Annotated in this window: 19 protein-coding genes; 8 read left to right on the top strand and 11 right to left on the bottom strand. The window is 37.7% G+C overall.

Annotation, left to right across the window (positions count from 1 at the left end; translation table 11 throughout):
• Positions 1-107 precede the first annotated feature (107 nt).
• Both G7Y56_RS05250 and G7Y56_RS05245 read right to left on the bottom strand, forming a co-directional pair.
• Positions 108-590 carry a hypothetical protein gene (locus G7Y56_RS05250; protein WP_165041681.1) on the bottom strand — a complete coding sequence of 161 codons (483 nt, stop codon included), beginning with the start codon at positions 588-590 and terminating at the stop codon, positions 108-110.
• A 37-nt stretch (positions 591-627) separates the two neighbouring features.
• A complete protein-coding gene (locus tag G7Y56_RS05245; protein WP_165041679.1) occupies positions 628-1,392 on the bottom strand; it encodes a hypothetical protein in 765 nt (254 codons plus the stop codon).
• A 366-nt stretch (positions 1,393-1,758) separates the two neighbouring features.
• Between G7Y56_RS05245 and pgk the strand changes: the two genes are divergently transcribed.
• Complete coding sequence (gene pgk / locus G7Y56_RS05240) at positions 1,759-3,021, top strand: phosphoglycerate kinase (protein WP_165022284.1); 1,263 nt, start codon at positions 1,759-1,761, stop codon at positions 3,019-3,021.
• Between the two features lie 176 nt (positions 3,022-3,197).
• A complete protein-coding gene (locus tag G7Y56_RS05235; protein WP_165041677.1) occupies positions 3,198-4,253 on the top strand; it encodes an MAC/perforin domain-containing protein in 1,056 nt (351 codons plus the stop codon).
• Between the two features lie 85 nt (positions 4,254-4,338).
• Here the strand turns inward: G7Y56_RS05235 and G7Y56_RS05230 are convergent, their stop codons facing one another.
• A complete protein-coding gene (locus tag G7Y56_RS05230; protein WP_165022276.1) occupies positions 4,339-4,929 on the bottom strand; it encodes a TMEM175 family protein in 591 nt (196 codons plus the stop codon).
• A 646-nt stretch (positions 4,930-5,575) separates the two neighbouring features.
• Here G7Y56_RS05230 and G7Y56_RS05225 point away from each other — a divergent pair.
• Genes G7Y56_RS05225 through lipB form a run of 3 tightly spaced genes read left to right on the top strand, consistent with a single transcriptional unit; the run spans position 5,576 to position 7,127 of the window.
• On the top strand, positions 5,576-5,884 hold the full coding sequence (locus tag G7Y56_RS05225; protein WP_165022273.1) for a DUF4286 family protein: 309 nt from the start codon (positions 5,576-5,578) through the stop codon (positions 5,882-5,884).
• 4 nt (positions 5,885-5,888) lie between these two features.
• A complete protein-coding gene (gene ruvC, locus G7Y56_RS05220; RefSeq protein WP_165022270.1) occupies positions 5,889-6,452 on the top strand; it encodes a crossover junction endodeoxyribonuclease RuvC in 564 nt (187 codons plus the stop codon).
• Between the two features lie 12 nt (positions 6,453-6,464).
• Positions 6,465-7,127: a lipoyl(octanoyl) transferase LipB gene (lipB, locus tag G7Y56_RS05215; protein WP_165041674.1), complete on the top strand. Its 663-nt coding sequence runs from the start codon at positions 6,465-6,467 to the stop codon at positions 7,125-7,127.
• A 23-nt stretch (positions 7,128-7,150) separates the two neighbouring features.
• On the opposite strand, the gene G7Y56_RS05210 is transcribed toward lipB, so the two are convergent.
• Together G7Y56_RS05210 and G7Y56_RS05205 are read right to left on the bottom strand one after the other, a co-directional pair.
• Positions 7,151-7,579, bottom strand: a complete 429-nt coding sequence (locus tag G7Y56_RS05210) for an energy transducer TonB (RefSeq protein WP_165041672.1) — start codon at positions 7,577-7,579, stop codon at positions 7,151-7,153.
• A gap of 19 nt (positions 7,580-7,598) precedes the next feature.
• The gene (locus G7Y56_RS05205) at positions 7,599-8,609 is read right to left on the bottom strand and encodes an LLM class flavin-dependent oxidoreductase (RefSeq protein ID WP_165041670.1); all 1,011 of its coding nucleotides are present in this window, start codon (positions 8,607-8,609) and stop codon (positions 7,599-7,601) included.
• 547 nt (positions 8,610-9,156) lie between these two features.
• On the opposite strand from G7Y56_RS05205, the gene G7Y56_RS05200 reads away from it, so the two are divergent.
• The 3 genes from G7Y56_RS05200 (at position 9,157) to G7Y56_RS05190 (ending at position 12,845) form a co-directional block, all read left to right on the top strand.
• Complete coding sequence (locus G7Y56_RS05200) at positions 9,157-10,656, top strand: hypothetical protein (protein WP_165041668.1); 1,500 nt, start codon at positions 9,157-9,159, stop codon at positions 10,654-10,656.
• Between the two features lie 204 nt (positions 10,657-10,860).
• Positions 10,861-11,235, top strand: coding sequence for a hypothetical protein (locus G7Y56_RS05195; RefSeq protein ID WP_165041666.1), 375 nt, complete (start codon positions 10,861-10,863; stop codon positions 11,233-11,235).
• 308 nt (positions 11,236-11,543) lie between these two features.
• Positions 11,544-12,845 (top strand): retropepsin-like aspartic protease, encoded by a 1,302-nt coding sequence (locus G7Y56_RS05190; protein ID WP_165041664.1) that lies wholly within the window; start codon positions 11,544-11,546, stop codon positions 12,843-12,845.
• 86 nt (positions 12,846-12,931) lie between these two features.
• On the opposite strand, the gene G7Y56_RS05185 is transcribed toward G7Y56_RS05190, so the two are convergent.
• From G7Y56_RS05185 to G7Y56_RS05160, 6 genes are all read right to left on the bottom strand, one after another.
• Entirely contained in the window at positions 12,932-13,426 is a 495-nt protein-coding gene (locus G7Y56_RS05185; protein WP_165041662.1) for a terminase small subunit, read from the bottom strand.
• A 5-nt stretch (positions 13,427-13,431) separates the two neighbouring features.
• Positions 13,432-13,692, bottom strand: a complete 261-nt coding sequence (locus G7Y56_RS05180; protein WP_185153983.1) for a hypothetical protein — start codon at positions 13,690-13,692, stop codon at positions 13,432-13,434.
• A complete protein-coding gene (locus tag G7Y56_RS05175) occupies positions 13,689-13,967 on the bottom strand; it encodes a hypothetical protein (RefSeq protein WP_165041660.1) in 279 nt (92 codons plus the stop codon). The genes G7Y56_RS05180 and G7Y56_RS05175 overlap by 4 nt, the downstream gene beginning before the upstream one ends.
• Positions 13,968-14,256: 289 nt before the next feature.
• Positions 14,257-15,918 carry a mechanosensitive ion channel family protein gene (locus tag G7Y56_RS05170; RefSeq protein ID WP_165041658.1) on the bottom strand — a complete coding sequence of 554 codons (1,662 nt, stop codon included), beginning with the start codon at positions 15,916-15,918 and terminating at the stop codon, positions 14,257-14,259.
• A 148-nt stretch (positions 15,919-16,066) separates the two neighbouring features.
• Complete coding sequence (locus tag G7Y56_RS05165) at positions 16,067-17,488, bottom strand: T9SS type A sorting domain-containing protein (RefSeq protein WP_165041656.1); 1,422 nt, start codon at positions 17,486-17,488, stop codon at positions 16,067-16,069.
• 91 nt (positions 17,489-17,579) lie between these two features.
• A complete protein-coding gene (locus G7Y56_RS05160) occupies positions 17,580-17,729 on the bottom strand; it encodes a hypothetical protein (RefSeq protein WP_165041654.1) in 150 nt (49 codons plus the stop codon).
• Between the last annotated feature and the right edge of the window lie 165 nt (positions 17,730-17,894).

Below are 17,894 nucleotides of genomic sequence, written 5' to 3'. Positions count from 1 at the left end.
TATTTTGTTATTATTCCTTTTTTCTATAAGCAACACAAAAATAGAAATGTTAAATTTGAAATGGTATATTTGGGCGTTAAAAATGTTTAAGGATAAGGAAGTATTCATCATTTAATATTTTTCCTATCTTTCTCAATTTCTGCCAATCCATCTCCACCCAACCATTCATCGAGTATATCAGCAATATCTATACCTGCATGTAGTGAAAGATGATAATAGACATCTACTATAAATTCACGGTCTCCGGCATTCAGGGGAACGCCATTCATCTGATTGAGACTGTATCGGGTAAGTTCGATCAATTGTGCCTTGCTTTGCGAACTATTAGAATAAATCTCTATATCGTTGAGTATAATCGTTTTCAGAGTCTCAACATTTCGGCTTGATAATACTCTTAACTTAAGCATTACATCGAAACGCTCTGTTACTGCCGACCTCAACTCATCGAATGAGAGGGTATCCTCAACGAGTTCGGTATCTGTTTCAGTTGTATTCAACTGAGAATTCTTATTAGCATCTGACGTACAAGATAATAAACCAACCGTAAGCAGCAATACAAATAATAATTGTATTATCGTTCTTAATATCATAATCCGAGATAAAACGTCCTTTACCATAAATTCATATTTATTTCAATCCGCTTGCCCAATCCATTGTCTCGGAACTCATATCCAATCCTTTGGAACTAGCCATAAGATTGTAAACATAACCGATATCCAGCAATATAGATTCATCAATATCCTGTCTTCCGCGATACTTTGCTATGGCGGCTTCTACTATTTCAACTATTCCGGCTATATCCGACGATTCGCTATGTTGCAGTATGTCTATATCTTTATTCACCTCTGCCGCAATTTCTTTAGACTGATTTACAGCATCTTGCGATCTCGAACCTGCCGCACGTGTCTGCATATCTTCCAACCGTCTGCGCATTTCATATATCTTATCGTCGAATGTCTGATTGGCTTGCCACCACTCCCAAATAACGATATTCGGGTTGCACGAATCATCTCCATCTTTCATGCTGTTTTCGGTTGTGATACCCGCATATTCCGTTGTCATCAACTCATAGAAATCAACAGTGGCTCTTACTCCCTGCAACTTTTCTAATGTATTAGCTGCCTTCAAATCCAGTTCTTCGCAAGTCAGAGCTATTTTATTTTCGGCGATACTTTGCCAATCAGCAACCAGACAATTAAGAACGAGTTCGGATTGAGCTTTATCGATCACACCTCTCCGCTCCATCTGAGCCAGAGACTCCTGCATAAATTCTTTTTCAGAATCCATATTTATTGTATAAAATTCCAAGAGCCCATTATCTTTATTTACATTTTGTGACGAGCAAGAACAAATGACAGATAAGAGGCAGATTGTTAGAATAATTCGCTTCATTTCTCTATATTATAATTTATATATTGTGTAATTAAAATGGCTATTTACCATCTCAGTGTTTGTGCTTCTGCATTCGGAGAATGCCACTCTCCGTAAATATATAGTTGCGAAGTAACATAAATTTCTTTAAAACTGAATAGTCTTGTCAAAATTACAGACTGTAAAACAGTCGAAAAAAGTAATTATATGCTTGCTTAACAAGCTTATAATCCGCTATAGTTCTTAAATTCATTAAAATTAATTTTCGCTTCAATTATCTAACACATAATTTTGTATATTTGTACCTCTCTTTACAAAAAGAGGCAGCGAGCACCTAAAGCTTTGACAATAAGAAACATTCATTATAATATTTAATTATAAAAAATTATGATTACAATTGACAAATTCGACTTTTCTGGAAAGAAAGCATTCGTAAGAGTTGACTTCAATGTGCCTTTAGATGCACAATTCAACATCACCGACGACACTCGTATCCGTGCGGCAATGCCTACACTTAAAAAGATTATCGCTGATGGCGGTAGCCCGATCATTGCTTCTCACCTTGGTCGTCCTAAAGGTGTGGAAGATAAATATTCATTGAAACACATCCTTGCTCACGTATCTAAATTGTTGGGTGTTGATGTACAATTTGCAAGCGACTGCGCGAGCGAAGAAGCTGCAATGAAAGCTGCTGCTCTTCAACCGGGCGAAGCTCTATTGCTTGAAAATCTTCGTTTCTATGCTGAAGAAGAAGGCAAACCACGCGGATTGGCAGAAGATGCAAGCGACGAGGTTAAAGCTACTGCTAAAAAAGCAATCAAAGAAAGCCAAAAAGAATTTACTAAAACTTTAGCTTCTTATGCTGATGTTTATGTAAACGACGCTTTCGGAACTGCTCACCGTGCACATGCTTCTACAGCTCTTATTGCTGACGAATTTGATGCAAATCACAAAATGTTCGGATACTTGCTTCAACAAGAAGTAGACGCAGTAGAGAAAATCATGAAAGATCCTGCTCGTCCGTTTACAGCGATCATCGGCGGATCGAAAGTATCGTCTAAAATCGATATTATCGAAAATCTGTTGGATAAAGTAGACAACCTTATCATCGGTGGTGGTATGGCATTTACATTCGAAAAAGCTAAAGGCGGTAAAATCGGTAATTCACTTTGTGAAGACGACAAGCTAGAACTGGCTAAAGAAATTATGGCTAAAGCTGAAAAAAATGGTGTGAACCTTGTTTTGGCGAGCGATGCTAAACTTGGCGACAAATTCAGCAACGATGCTAACACTCAATTTGCAGAAGCTAATGCAATTCCTGACGGATGGGCTGGTTTCGATGTTGGTCCTAAAGGCGAAAAAGAATTTTCTGATGTTATCATGGCATCTAAAACTATTCTTTGGAATGGCCCTGTAGGCGTATTCGAATTCGACAACTTCGCTCACGGTTCTGAAGTAGTAGCTAAAGCTATTGCAGCTTCGACTAAAGCAGGTGCGTTCTCATTAGTAGGTGGTGGCGACTCTGTGGCTTGTGTTAACAAGTTCGGATTGGCTGACCAAGTATCTTATGTATCTACCGGTGGTGGTGCTCTACTTGAGTTCATCGAAGGAAAAGTACTTCCTGGAGTAAAAGCAATCAGAGGATATTAATTATATCTGATCTTTAATTATAAAAATAGCCTGCATTCGATGAGTGCAGGCTATTTTATTTTGTAGAAAAGACACTATACAATTACATTTTATATTATATTTGTTTAAGGTTGAACTTTTAGAGTACATTGAAGACCAACCATTGAATCAAGACTATTAATACAGATAAACACATTATGAAAAAAACACTATTACTACTTTCACTACTACTCAGCTTCGGCTTATTCAGTTGTTCGGACGACGATGATCCAAATCCACAAACTGAGCTGGAAGAAATAGAGGAAATAAACCCTATGGCGGCTTATACACCCCTAGAAAGAAAAGTTGCTACAAATGAAATATTACTTGGAAAAGGTTATGATATAACAGGTACATATATCAGTGAGGAATCGACAAGAGAAGCTGTTATTGATTTTGATAAGTACATAAATGAAAATCCGGACGGATATGGCCATGCTACAAGCCCAGCCAGCTACAGCCATTCTGCAATAGGGACTACGTCGTCGGAATATATAAAACACTTGACTAGTATTTCGAGCAATAGCTACTGGAATGAAATAAACGGTAATGTTGCAGCTTTTAGTGGAACCATTCTGGATAATAAAAATTTTGATTTAAGAGATGATGAAACCCTCTCTACATATTCTTATGCGAGTACTCACACATACGTCATTACGGAAAGTTTTTATCTATATCACAATCCTCTGCTATTGATTTCATATATAACAGAGTCATTTGCTAAGGATATATCATCACTCTCCGCAAATAAGATTGTCGAAAAATATGGTACACATGTCATAAATGAATATTCTGTGGGTGGACGTTTTGACATGATATACAGATCGAAAATCAATGATAATTCGGGTGATAAAGAAAGAATAGTTAGAGCAGGGTCTTTTTACGCTGCAAGCCAATTGGGCATAAGTCTTTTTAATAGCGATAGTGACAGCGGCATTAAGGAACTTGTCAACCAGAATAAGCTACCGATAGCACATGTTGTGAGCCAAGGAGGAGATAACAGTATAGCTTGCGGAACATATAACCTACAAAAAGAATTTACGAAGCTCAATTACTACGAATGGTTTAAATCTTTAACAAGCGAAAATGCTTCACTTGTTGATATGCGACTAGACAGAATGATACCAATCTATGAACTTGTAGCCGACTCTAAGAAACAAGCAGAAATAAAAACTGCTGTTGAAAAATATATAGAAGATCGTCAAATCAAATAACAAGACAATAAAAATCCTGATCGCAAAATGACAAAGTGAGCATACTTAAATGTATGCCCACTTTTTTCATATTGTTATATCTATCTTATTCTTCCTCACCGCTCACTTCCTTCACCGCTTTCTCCATCCTCTTATCGGGAATAAACCAGAGCAAAGCAACCAGAGCATAAATCACACAACTGACAATAGGAAAGAACAAAGCTACTATGGTAGCTACTAAATATATAGCTGCCGACTCTCTTATCTTCGGATCGCATTTCAGTTTTTCGGCAGTTTTGCTATTGCTTTTTTCTCTAATGATAATTTCGACCAGTATCCACCACGCGATACATGCCATAAATAAGACCAAACCATATAGGAATACAGGTAATTCGTCTAAATGATTTTCGCCCATCCAACCCGTAGCAAAAGGTAACAGCGAAAGGCAAAACAGTAGAAAGAGATTTGCCCAGAGAATAGCACCATTTACATGGCTTACCGATTGAAACAAATGATGATGATTATTCCAATAAATACCCACATAAATAAAACTCAAAACATAAGCAAAGAATGTAGGGACAAGGGGCTGTATATCTTTCAATTCTGTACCATGCGGAACTTTTAATTCCAAAACCATAATGGTTATGATAATCGCCATCACACCATCACTAAAGGCTTCTAACCTATTCTTATTCATATACAAATATTATATCGTTTACACATTATACAAACCTGTGAATCAAAGTGATAATATGATAAGATAAAAACAACGAAACACTCATGTTGTTCAGTAGTTTCACTCTATAATAATTAATACATAAAAATTGTCTCGACCCAGCCCGCCAGATATTCTCTATTGATCTTTTGTCATTCCGAAACGTAGTGAAGAATCTGTCTAGCCTCCCCAACCCCTGGCCAAGGCAGCCCCCTACTAAATGCTCGCCTCTGTCATCCCGATACGCAGTGAGGGATCTATTGTCTCTTGATGTTAAGACAATAGCTAGTAGCTTATTTTAGAGTAGATCCCTCACTGCGTATCGGGATGACAGAGGGAATGGCAGGTAGCTGCAACTCATAACTTATCATTCATAACTCATAATTATTCCAAACACTATCTTTGCATTCCTCCACTTGGGGGAGGTTAGAAGGAGCTTTCGTATCGGGATGACAAAAGAGAAAAGAGTAATGACCAAGACGGGTATCATTACACCTTTTGGCACTCTATGTTTTAAATATTATTTCTGTCAACTGGTCATATCCATTTTTCATTTAAATAACTCAACCTACGCAAAAGCTCTGCTAAACTTTTCGTACTTTTGCTACAAATACAAAAAGACTTACTCATGATTATTTTCAATACAACATTTCATGTGGACGACGATATAAAAGACGCTTATCTTCGCTTCATGAAAGAAATATACGTACCCCGTGCCCAAACTAGCGGATTCTTACATGCACCATGTTTTTCGCGCATACATCACCAACACGAAGAGGGTGGCACAAGTTTTTCGTTACAATTCAAAATAAAGAATGTAGAAACCCTCAACCATTGGCTCTCTGCCGACGGACAAGAATTACAGAAAGAGCTGACTGCAAAGTTTGGCAATAAGGCATTAGGCTTTATGACCTTGCTCGAAGAAATAGAATTATGAAAGAATGATACAAAAGGAACGCATAATATTAGGTATTGACCCCGGCACACAGGTGATGGGGTACGGTGTCTTACGTGTGGTGAATAACAAGCCCGAAATGCTGGCAATGGGTATCTTGAAACTGAACAAGAACGACGACCATTATTTGAAGCTTCGCCGCATCTTTGAGCGTATAATTACACTAATCGATGAATTTCTACCCGACGAGCTGGCTATTGAAGCTCCCTTTTTCGGAAAAAATGTACAAAGTATGCTCAAGCTGGGTCGTGCGCAAGGGGTAGCTATGGCTGCTGCACTGTCGCGCGATATTCCTATTTTTGAATATGCCCCGTTGAAAATTAAGATGTCGATTACCGGAAACGGAAAGGCTGCTAAAGAACAAGTTGCCTATATGTTGCAAAACTTTCTGAAAATACCCGATGAGAACATGCTCAAAGAGATGGACGCGACTGATGGATTAGCTGCTGCGGTTTGCCATTTCTTCCAAACAAACAACCCGGCTCTCGATAAGAAGTTTACCAGTTGGAAAGACTTCATCAATAAAAATCCGGGAAAAGTTAAACTATAAAGACAATTCAATATGATTTACGAGGATCTGAAAGACATCGAATACGGCAGTGCATGGGAATATCAGCAAAGATTATTCACAAAGGATATAGAATTGAAAAACAACAATTTACCTACTATCAACACACTCCTATTCTGCGAACACCCTCATACCATCACAATTGGAAAACATGGTAAGGAAGAGAATTTACTTTTCAACGAACGTTTTCTAAAAGAAAAAGGTGTTGCACTTTTCCAAATAGATCGCGGAGGTGATATCACCTATCATGGTCCGGGACAATTGGTAGCTTATCCGATCTTTGATCTCGAATCTTACAAAATCGGACTAAGGCAATATATATGTAACATAGAGGAAATCATAATCAAGCTTCTTGCTTCGTATAATATCCAAGCCGAACGACTTCCCGGTGCAGCCGGTGTATGGCTTGATGTAAGCGAACCTCAACGCACGCGAAAAATTGCGGCAATCGGTGTGCGCAGTAGCCGATACGTGACGATGCACGGACTTGCACTCAACGTAAATACCGACCTGAGCTACTTTAATCTGATTAATCCATGCGGATTTGTAGATAAAGGGGTTACTTCGATGGAAAAAGAGCTGGGATATAAACTCGATATGGAAGAAGTGAAGAGGAGAATGAAGGCTTTGTTTGAGGAGATATTCATTGAGAAATAAACCTAAAAAAACCTAATCTCTTTCTATTTTTTCAGATTGATATGTATAGGAAGCGTAAAATAGACATCGACATTCTCTCCATTTTGTTTTCCGGGTATCCAACGTGGCATTAGCTTTATTACTCTAGCCAATTCTTTTGCCAATGCAGAATCGGCATGACGGAGACCTTTTACATCCTTCACTTCGCCTGTCTTACTTACAACAAAACGTACCGAAGCCGAACCGATTATTGCTTCCTCTTCGGGAACAACAGGGTATTTTAAATTCTCACTTATAAACTTATGCATCTCCATATCTCCTCCGGGAAAAACTGGCATCTGCTCTACTACAACATAAACACTGTCTTTATTTAACGCATCCTCGCTCTCTACTTTTTTCTGGCTATAAACAGTAGAGGAAAAGCCTATGAAGGCTGTTATCAATAAAATAATTACACGATTGACATTCTTCATAATAGAGTAGTTAACAACATTATAAACCAAACATTTCGGCAAACAATTCGTAAGAGTGCATCTTATCCTCTATTGTTTCGGTATAGGTAACAAGCATCACCTCATCTACACCGTAGTGAGCAGCTAATGCTTCTATTTTAGGCTTCACTTGTTCGGGTGTTCCACTAATGGTACGGCGACGATTTACTTCTATACGCTGCTTTTCGTAATTGGAATATGATATATCTTTTATCTCGTCATAGGTTATGGGTGCCAAACTACCTCCAGTTTCCAGTTGTATGAAACGATAGTCCATAAGTGCTTGTTGGCGGTGTGCCTTTTCTTCGTCTTCGTTGCAAAAAGCAAATACTGCCACATTCGCCTTCGGATATTTCAGATCAGCAGATGGTTCGAACTCAGCCCTGTATTCCTCAACTGCATCGCGCCCTCCTACCGGATTGATGAAATGAGCAAACGATACTGCCATACCGAAATGAGCTGCAAACATAGCACTTTCGCCGCTAGAGGTCAGCAACCATTGAGACGGCACGGTAGATATGTGCGGTTCGGCTTTTACTTTCTGATAAACCGTACCCGCTCCATCGGCATCGTGAAAGAAGTTTTCGAGATCGTAAAGCTGATTTATAAAATCCTGCGGATTGAATTGGTTGCTTGGGTTAAGCAACGAAGCTGTCAATCGGTCTGTTCCCGGAGCACGACCAATGCCCATATCTATTCTGTTGGGAAACAGAGCTTCGAGCAGTTTGAAATTTTCAGCCATCTTCAATGCACTATGGTTGGGCAACATAATACCACCCGATCCTACACGTATATTCGTTGTATGGTTGGCAAGATGCGCTATCAGTATTTCGGGCGCAGAGCCTGCAAGGGCACGTGTATTGTGATGCTCAGATACCCAGAAACGAGTGTAGCCCAGTTTGTCGGTCAATTGCGCCAACTGGGTTGTTTCCTGTAATGCTTCTGTGGCAGTACCTCCTTTTCGGATGGGTGACTGATCGAGTACGCTGAGTTTTATTTTGTTTGTTGTCATTATCTCTATTTTTGTGTAAGGTACTAAGTTATGAAAAGTAAAGGAGACTATTTTAGATTTATATTATTTTATAATATCTGAGATAATACTTTGTCATCCCGAAACGAAAGCCCTACCTAACCTCCCCCAAAGGGAGGAATGCAAAGAAGGTGTTTAGAATAATTATGAGTTATGAATGATAAGTTATGAGTTACAGCTACCTGCCATTCCCTCTGTCATCCCGAAACGATAGCCCCTCCTAACCTCCCCCAAAGGGAGGAATGCAAAGAAGGTGTTTAGAATAATTATGAGTTATGAATGATAAGTTATGAGTTACAGCTACCTGCCATTCCCTCTGTCATCCCGAAACGATAGCCCCTCCTAACCTCCCCCAAGGGGAGGAATGCAGAGAGGGCATACAGAGCCCCTCCTTGGGAGGGGTTGGGGAAGCTAGTTTATAGTCCATGTTACTCTGTAATTGAAAATCTGATTAAATCTTTACTCTCCATATTATCCTACAAACAAGCATAAATAAGTATATTTATTGTCTCAAATGAAAAACAAAACAATGAAGATTAACCTTAACGCAATTCTTCTCTTCTTTCTTATTATCTCCGTGCGTCCTGCTGTGGCTCAGATAGTAGTAGATGCGGGACCTGTCGATTTATTTGACTTAGATAATGGCAAATTCTATTATAAGAGTGACGATACATATGATTTACTCGAAATAATGTTCAAATTGAATAACGAGAAAGCCGAAGGATACGAATGGGAAGTAGATTATCGTGAAACATGGGAAGAAAATCCCGAAACGACTTTTCCCATATACACTAGAAACATAAAAAAAATCGAACCGAAAGAGTTCGAAAAATTGTTTGATACTAAGAAGTATATTGTTTACAAAGACAAAGATACACGAATCGAATTGATGAAATTCAATAAAGATTATTTTGCCATTTGCAAATACCAATTCGAGGAAGACCTAAGAAACGAGTCTGACAGACCTAAGCGCATTTGGAAATTATCTGATGTAAATCGGTCGGCTTACTATTATATGAAGCTAGGCGATAAATATATTATAAAACTTTTGGACGAAGATCCCGAGTATATAGTTCCCCATGGCAATGAACTTGTCGCCCTAACAAGATCAGGATACAACGACCAGAAAATAAGAAATTTAAAACCAGAAAAAATCACGGATAAAGATAAAGAAACGCTTCTGGCTAATATAAATATCGGAGAAAAACTGAATTATAAAATAAAACGAACAGATGAAGGATATACCCTCTTAAATAAATTTAATGCTCGTGTCTTACCGCAAACTTACGATAGTATACAAATCGGCACACAGCATATAATTACGGAGAAAAACGGAAGAGCTACAGTATTCAATACTTTTCTTGATACCATTGTTGTAAACAATCTGCAAGCAGCCTATCTAAATATTCACACTTTTTCTCCCAATATTGTAGAAGGAATAGCAAATAATGAACATATATGGATTGTGGGACAAAATCTGAAAAAAGATGCAACTATAATACCTTGGGAGCGTGATTTAATACCTCCCGGACTTTCGCTTTTAGGCTATCAACTAATAAAAGATAAAGATGATTATCAACTGATAAGATTTGCAAATCAAGAAATAACTAAACTCACCATCAAAAATGTCTCGATAGATAAACTATATTTTATAGGTAAAGATTCAATTTGGGGAGGTGCCGACTTCGAAGATTATTCGGAATTAATTACCGAAGGACTCATTGTCGAAAAAGATGGCAAATATGGCTTATCAACTATTATAGTAAACAAGGATAATAAGACCTTCAGCCTAAAAGAACGAGTGCCTGTTATTTTCGACAATATAGAGACTTATCCCAGTCACGAAGGCGGTGAACACTTATTATATAAAGACAATTTAATCGGGTTCTATCCCAAAACAACCGAAGCCCGCTACCTGAAACTTGACAAAAAGAAAACTGGCGACTTTATCCGATTTACGCTACCATCGGGACAGGAGGGATGGCTCAACACGAGGGATGGAAGAGAGTATTTAGATATAGAGAAATAAGTGATTGTAGCGGATAGAAAAAACTACGACTAATTGATATTTACCAAAACCTAGAGATGTACTGTTTCGCATAGCGAAAGGCATCCAACACTGTTGTGTTTTATAACATATAAAAATACACTACCCTCAAGAAACTTTCACACACGCATCATTGTTAAAATTTATAAACATCACACTATTTAATAACCAATAATTTTAATAATCATGAAGAAAAATTTTTTTTTGCTTACTCTATTCGTTGCCGTATCTTTAGGTAACAGTGCACATACCACAGAGGTAAAAGAAACCCAACAAGTTATCAATCCTTATTATGCATCTTTCACGTTCGATTACAACAGTTCTGCATCGGGTCAATTTAATGTTACCTTCCCTACAACAGTGGCCAATGTCAGTGCACCTCCTTTATGCAATGTATCTATTTCAGGAACCACATCGAAAGATATAAGGATTTCGATTTATGCCGAAGAGATGAGAGACTGGGCAAGAACCCATACATCTACTACATATGTAGAATTGGCGTTTTATCTAATCAATGGCGAAACCAAATATGTAAGAATCTACTATCCGGCATATAAATAATAGAACATATTTTATCTTAAGAGGGTGTGTTGTAAATAAAACAATACCGTCAAATTGTTATTCTCTTTTGTCATTCTGAACGGAGTGAAGAATCCCGACTCTTGATTGAGAGGTTCTTCACTCCGTTCAGAATGACAGAATGATACGAAAAATCACTTATGACACACCCTCTCTTTTTTCATGTTAAGCTAAATTATATACAAAATACACTCACGAATAAAAATAAATTTACTCACGTATATCCCATATTTATTTTTTAACTTACGCCCTAATAAAATTGACTTATCTGCTTCTAATACACAGCTAATATGAAAAAGATTCTGCCGCTATTTATCCTTTTCTTTTCTAGTATTGTTCTGCATGCTCAAAGCCCTGACGAAAAAATTGCGGCATGCCTCAACAACAGTGATTTCTTTACGCTCGACGAGCAGTATACTTTATTGAAAGACAGCATACAGAGTCCGGTGCTCAAAACCTTTTCCGAATCGTTGTTGAATGCCGTTTTCAATCGTCCACAGAAGGCTTTCGCATCCATCGATTCGCTTATACAATATCATCAGCAAGAAATTGGCTTCGACAATGTACAGACTATGCTATCGTGGAAGAATCAATTATTATCAGGTCAGGGAGAATATATTAGAGCAGACGATGAGTTAAGCAACTTCATAGCAAGTATAGAACCTTATATCGATTCGGCAACATTAAATAACTATCGGCAGTTAGACCGGATAAACAAAGCGATGCGCAATATTCCCAAAAGCGAACTTATCCGTCTCGATAGTGATTGCATAATTGATATTGAACTAGAGCCATTCGAATACGAAGGCACACCAATGGGTACTACACTTTTTGTTCCGGTGGCGATAAATGGTGAAAATGAACGATTTATTTTCGATACGGGCTGTCCCGGAGGTGCATTTATATCAGAAGATTTTGCGAACAGGCATCATGTGAAAATAATATATGATTCGCTTCAGATTTCGGGAACAGGCACACGATTGGGCAAAATGGGGTTAATAGATAGTATAAGCATTGGAAATATGACATACAAAAACCTGACGGCAATCATCGCTCCTGCGGTTTCGGCAGTAGATAGTATTTATAAAGTTGATGCAGTACTAGGATTGGGGATAATGACGGCTGCGGGCGAAGTCCGAATATTACCTAAAGAGAAGAAAATCATTTTCCCCCTCGAACAAACACCTTTACCCGAAAGTGGGCGGAATATACTGTTCCTTTCGAATCAGGTATTACTAAAAACCTATTCGAATACCGAACGAATGATAATGCAGTTCGACACAGGAAACATCGAATCGGATCTACATTATACTTATTATCAAAAACACAAGGACGAAGTGGAAAGAACGGGTCATAAAGAATCGAAAATATCAGGTGGCTTCGGAGGTGTTAAAACAATCGATATATACAAATTACCAAGCATTTCTCTACACGTAGGGAATAAAGATTTCCGATTGAACAATATAAGAGTAAACATTGATCCCGTATTTATAAAACAGGGAAAAGAAGATGGTTCTTTAGGTATGAGCTTTGTCACATTATTCGACAAAGTGACAATTAACTTCGATAAGATGTTTGTAGAAGTTGAATAGCAATCTAGCTAAATCTCCAATCCATACAATAAAAATGCAGACTGTTTATCTAACAATCTGCATTTTCTATTATATAATTTACATAATCATTCGTCAGACAACCAGTTCTTAAGATATTCTATTTCATCTTTTGTTTTTTGGCTGGCAATGTTCACTGTCAGCATTTGCTTGCCATTAGCAGACTGTTCTTGCTTATCGTTAAGCCCTTGCATGCGTGATATGATGGTTGCATTATAAATACCCAGACTTGCACCCTCTATCTGTTCTTGCCTGATAATATCACAAATATGCTTCACTACGGTCGCAAAATCATCTTCTGCACCGAGAGTTTTGAACGATCCTTCGCTTATCCCACAATAGACACATAATCCGACTAGGGTGTATGGACGACCAATGGGGACATCGATCACGTCACCTTTACGATCGCCCGACTTCATCAACTCACTTTTATTCAACGGATGTTCGTCACACCATGCAAAGTATTCATAGGCTTTGAGCATGAGTTTATCGGGCGAATCATAGGTCTGCTCCTGCCCTTTCTTGCCACGATTCATATAATATTTTTTCTTTATTTTTGCCATACTACTTAATCATTACTGGTCTTTTTAGTACGCTTTCTAGATTTATTCTCTTCTATTCCTGTTCCATTTTCGGGTTGTGCTGCAAGCCATATTCGCAATTGCTTCACTTTGCGTATCAAACAACTGGCACACGATTGAGGTTGCTCTGTTGTACCAAAAACCTGATTGTATAATTTATAAATACGACTCATTGAGTAACGGTGTGTTTTCTCTACTTCTGAGATAAGTTGCTTTACTTCGTTTTCTAGTTTGATGTCTTGATTCATTTTACTACTTTTTTATTATCAATATATTTAACTGTAAAGAATATTATAAATGCAGCAACCAGCCCGACTACAAATATTTCGATCGACCAAGCGGCCAGAGCAAAAAGAAAAGATAGGAACCATGTGAAGTGGAAAGTTAAACAGGGTCGACAACTGAAAGGTTTCCGATCGAAAAACCGACTGATTTCGGGCAAGCGTAAGGAAAGAATTGAACTCCAATAAAGGCTTGAAGCAAGAATTAACACAAAGCCTATTAGTATAGTTATTGCATCCATATAGTCTTTTACTATATAGATAAACTCGGCGAAAAATGATAGGTTATGAGTTACAGTTACCTGCCGTTCTCTCTGTCATCCCGAACTGAAAGGAGGGATCTGCTCCGAAATAAGCTGCTAGTTGCTAGCTATTGACCAATAGCCTCAATAGCTACAAGATCCCTCCTTTCAGTTCGGGATGACAGAGTACGGCTATGCGGTTAAAAATATAGACGAACAAAAAAATGCCCTGATACAAGATCAAGGCATTTAATAAATATTGATTAGAGATGATTATCTTTCTGATGAATTATTCGTGAATATCTTTCCCTTTCACAGGAGGAATTGTACTATCTGTACCATCCACTGCACGATTGATTATATAATGTGGAGACATTACCTCTATACCGGCTTCCGCAAACACATCCTGAACATTTTGTCTGATATCGGAATAAACCCTAGGCATCATATTCGCTTCTTTGATATACACATTTAATTGATATTCTACATAGAAATCATTCAATGCCGTTTGCAGAATAAATGGCTTCTGTTTTTTCGATAGGTTATCGGTTCGCTGTGCTACCTCCAGCAACAACTCATGTACCTTTTGCCAAGGGACATCGTAACCGATAGTTACAGGGGTGTATAATATAAGACCATATTCTTTAGCCGAGAAACTATAATTTACTGTTTGCGAAGACATCACTGTAGAGTTAGGTATTGTTATCACCTCATTCTTTGGTGTTTTTATGCGGGTCACTAAAGCCGTTTTTTCAATCACATTACCTACGCAATCGCCCATTTTGATACGGTCGCCCAATTTGAACGGACGCATATAAGTAATAACCAGACCTGCGACAAGATTACCGATAATGGACGTAGAACCCAGCGACAAAATAATCCCGGCAAAAACCGAAACTCCCTGAAAAATATTAGAATCGGATTTCGGCAGATAAGGGAAAATAAGGATAAACATGAATATAATTAGTATAACCTTAATTATGTTGTAGGTCGGACGTGCCCAATCGGGATAAAAACTTTTTAGCGTAATTTTCCCTTCTGCTATTTTATCGGCAATAGAACGCAGAAATTTCTGCGTGTATTTGAATATAACAACTATGACAATTATAGTGAACAGTTTAGGCATGTAATCTATCACGCTCTTTATTATCGACTTGAATGGCGATACAACATAGTCGAGCAAACGGTCTGAAATATCCTTGGTATCGGGAAACAATTTGAACAGAAGTAATACACACAAGTAGAGCGACACCAAAATAAGTAGCGATCGCAGTATGTTGCACACTATCACAAGCACCTGTACCTCACGCTGCGCATCTATGATACCAAACAATCCTTTGATTCTCTTATCGCGTTGCATGCGTACAAATATCTTCAATCGCCTGATGGCATAGTAGATGAGTTTGACCAGGAAATATTCGGCAACGAGAATCAGCATAACGCCCACCACCTGAATGGCAATGCGCTGCCAGCTCGTCTCTTCCCGATGATTATCTATAGCACTGATAATCTGCGCCCTGTACTCTTGGGCAACATCTATTTTAGATCTGGACTGCTGCTCGGCCTGTATGGTATCTATACTGGCTATTATCTGATTGTTGTACAAGATATTGATTGTACCGTTATGCTCTACCAGTTTAAGAGAATCTTCGGTATATTTATGATCTTCCTCCAGCTCCACAATTCGTTTCGAGATAGCTTCTGCACGTTGGTCGGAAGTAAATGAACCTATATTGCCATAAACATAGAATATCGTATCGCGAAACGGGGCAACCGGGGCTTTACTTAGTGGCTTTTTTTTAGCCTCTATGGTATCTATCTTCTCTACTATAACTTCGGCTTTTTTCTTCGATGAACTTTTCTTTTGTGCCTGAACAAATGTTGTACACAAAAGGAATAGCGTGAGTATATACAGGACACGAATGGAGTAAGTATGTGTATTTTTGATCATAACTGTGCAAGTTCGTTTATTGGCAGCAAATATAAATTTAAATTTCTACATTACAATACACCATCTATCTGCAAGGTCTATTTTTAATATCCAGAAAACAAAAAAGTCCTGACTAGCAGGACTTTTAAGTAATATAATAAGAGATAGTTTATTGCTTAGCTACCTTGATACGTGTCACATTTCCTTCTCCGTCTGTCTTTTCCAATACATAGATACCTTTCTTTAGTCCTGTATTTTCTATATTGAAATTCATTATGTTCTTCTCTGTATATACTACCGATCCTGTTGTGAGGGAGTAGATACGGATGGAAGCGGTGGATGGTTCTTCGATAACATCTTCACTTAAGCTACGTAAATTAGGCTGAAATTCAGTTTGAGATGCATATATTTTAAAATTGCGCCTCAATGTACCACATTGATTAGTACCAATCACATAAAAGCTCGCCACATCATCTGTACTGCTTATACCCGCATGATCGGGGGACGAATACGTCACAACCCTTGGCATATCATACCATTTATACGATGTAGCACCATTCATATCTGCAGATACGCCATAAGACGCAAGATAGGGAACGTAATAGGAATCTTTTCTAGGCAATGCGGTTCCAGGATAATTTAAAGTTGCTTTAAATTGGGGTGCCCCAACCCAAACACTTGAGTTTTCTAATGAATAAATTTTACCATTCGGATGTTTAACTGTAGCTTTAGCTGTGGAAGTTCCGTTACCTAATGGCTTAAAGGTTGCCCTCCAACCAATAGCATCTGTATTAACTAACGACAGATTTGTTTTAGCTTCCCAAGTTGCAGAGCCTTCTAGATTTTCAATTTTATATAAGACATCATTGCCCGTACATACTGTGTTATTTATTGCGACTATATATGGTGACCCAGTAACTGGAAAACCCCATGTTGTTTTTCTTAAGTAATAGTAAAGAGCAAAACCCATTGTAGTTTTAATTTCTATACTTATTTGTCCTCTCATGGTACCTAATAGTTGCTTAGCCCTAAAGGTTATCACTTCATCCGTCTTTGATACAATTTCAAAAAGAGAAGCATCATAAGAATAATCAATTATTTTAAATGGTATACCTTTATTTTTATATCCTAATGTAAATATATCGCCTGCATATACATTTTGAGGACATGAATAAGATTCCGGCATCTTATCTTTACTAGTATTACTGGAACTACCATCTGTGGTGCCATCCTTATTAATCTTTATCCCTTTTAATTCAACGGTTTTGCCTACCTGCCCCTTTTTATATGCGATAATATAACCATCTGTAGCGTTTGTCTCAGGCCAATAAACTTCAAAATTATATGAGGTAGAACCAGAATAAACTGTTACATCCGTCATTGTAGAACTATTCTTACCATTAATCTTTCCATAGTTTGAAACTATAGTTATTGTGGTTGTTTCTGCCAAAGGCGAATCAAAAAATAATCTATAAGTTCCCGGATATAGTGGAGATACACTAGATGAACCTGATATACCTGTCATTTCTTGAGAGAATAATCCCAAAGAATACAAACTGAACAGCACTAACAACAGTAATAATTTTTTCATAAGCATAAATTTTAGATTTAAAATACAATATCAATAGCAATATATAAATTTTATTCAAATTAACTCAATTAAAAATCAAATATATTCAAAATCAAACCTCATCATATACAAATTTCACATCACACAGTTTTACATTATAAATATCAGCATATTCGCGCCTTATCTTTTCAATATTATCAGTAACCAGATTGACGCTTAGCCGAGTTACCCCTATTATTTTTATCCTTCTTATTTTATACATATGGTAATTATTAGTTATGAATCAATATCTTCCCTCTTTGAATTCTATGATTAATTCCTATTAATATTGTTAAAAGTTATCGCATTTTTCCTTTTTCAACTACCCGTTTTTTAGGGGGGCAGATTGAAAAAGGGAAAATAGCTTACTTAAGCTGTTTTCTTGTAA

This window comes from Dysgonomonas sp. ZJ709, from assembly GCF_011039195.1.
GTDB lineage: Bacteria > Bacteroidota > Bacteroidia > Bacteroidales > Dysgonomonadaceae > Dysgonomonas.
The sequence above is the reverse complement of the archived record's forward strand: the minus strand, read 5'-3'. Positions and strand labels throughout refer to the sequence as shown.

What these genes read in the sequence shown, in the direction of transcription:
- G7Y56_RS05190 (WP_165041664.1), top strand. Translation starts at nt 11,544, where the DNA reads ATGAAAAAGATTCTGCCGCTATTTATCCTTTTCTTTTCTAGTATTGTT.
- G7Y56_RS05250 (WP_165041681.1), bottom strand. Translation starts at nt 590, where the DNA reads ATGATATTAAGAACGATAATACAATTATTATTTGTATTGCTGCTTACG.
- G7Y56_RS05195 (WP_165041666.1), top strand. Translation starts at nt 10,861, where the DNA reads ATGAAGAAAAATTTTTTTTTGCTTACTCTATTCGTTGCCGTATCTTTA.
- ruvC (WP_165022270.1), top strand. Translation starts at nt 5,889, where the DNA reads ATGATACAAAAGGAACGCATAATATTAGGTATTGACCCCGGCACACAG.
- pgk (WP_165022284.1), top strand. Translation starts at nt 1,759, where the DNA reads ATGATTACAATTGACAAATTCGACTTTTCTGGAAAGAAAGCATTCGTA.
- G7Y56_RS05245 (WP_165041679.1), bottom strand. Translation starts at nt 1,392, where the DNA reads ATGAAGCGAATTATTCTAACAATCTGCCTCTTATCTGTCATTTGTTCT.
- G7Y56_RS05185 (WP_165041662.1), bottom strand. Translation starts at nt 13,426, where the DNA reads ATGGCAAAAATAAAGAAAAAATATTATATGAATCGTGGCAAGAAAGGG.
- G7Y56_RS05175 (WP_165041660.1), bottom strand. Translation starts at nt 13,967, where the DNA reads ATGGATGCAATAACTATACTAATAGGCTTTGTGTTAATTCTTGCTTCA.
- G7Y56_RS05200 (WP_165041668.1), top strand. Translation starts at nt 9,157, where the DNA reads ATGAAGATTAACCTTAACGCAATTCTTCTCTTCTTTCTTATTATCTCC.
- G7Y56_RS05170 (WP_165041658.1), bottom strand. Translation starts at nt 15,918, where the DNA reads ATGATCAAAAATACACATACTTACTCCATTCGTGTCCTGTATATACTC.
- lipB (WP_165041674.1), top strand. Translation starts at nt 6,465, where the DNA reads ATGATTTACGAGGATCTGAAAGACATCGAATACGGCAGTGCATGGGAA.
- G7Y56_RS05160 (WP_165041654.1), bottom strand. Translation starts at nt 17,729, where the DNA reads ATGTATAAAATAAGAAGGATAAAAATAATAGGGGTAACTCGGCTAAGC.
- G7Y56_RS05210 (WP_165041672.1), bottom strand. Translation starts at nt 7,579, where the DNA reads ATGAAGAATGTCAATCGTGTAATTATTTTATTGATAACAGCCTTCATA.
- G7Y56_RS05230 (WP_165022276.1), bottom strand. Translation starts at nt 4,929, where the DNA reads ATGAATAAGAATAGGTTAGAAGCCTTTAGTGATGGTGTGATGGCGATT.
- G7Y56_RS05225 (WP_165022273.1), top strand. Translation starts at nt 5,576, where the DNA reads ATGATTATTTTCAATACAACATTTCATGTGGACGACGATATAAAAGAC.
- G7Y56_RS05205 (WP_165041670.1), bottom strand. Translation starts at nt 8,609, where the DNA reads ATGACAACAAACAAAATAAAACTCAGCGTACTCGATCAGTCACCCATC.
- G7Y56_RS05180 (WP_185153983.1), bottom strand. Translation starts at nt 13,692, where the DNA reads ATGAATCAAGACATCAAACTAGAAAACGAAGTAAAGCAACTTATCTCA.
- G7Y56_RS05165 (WP_165041656.1), bottom strand. Translation starts at nt 17,488, where the DNA reads ATGAAAAAATTATTACTGTTGTTAGTGCTGTTCAGTTTGTATTCTTTG.
- G7Y56_RS05235 (WP_165041677.1), top strand. Translation starts at nt 3,198, where the DNA reads ATGAAAAAAACACTATTACTACTTTCACTACTACTCAGCTTCGGCTTA.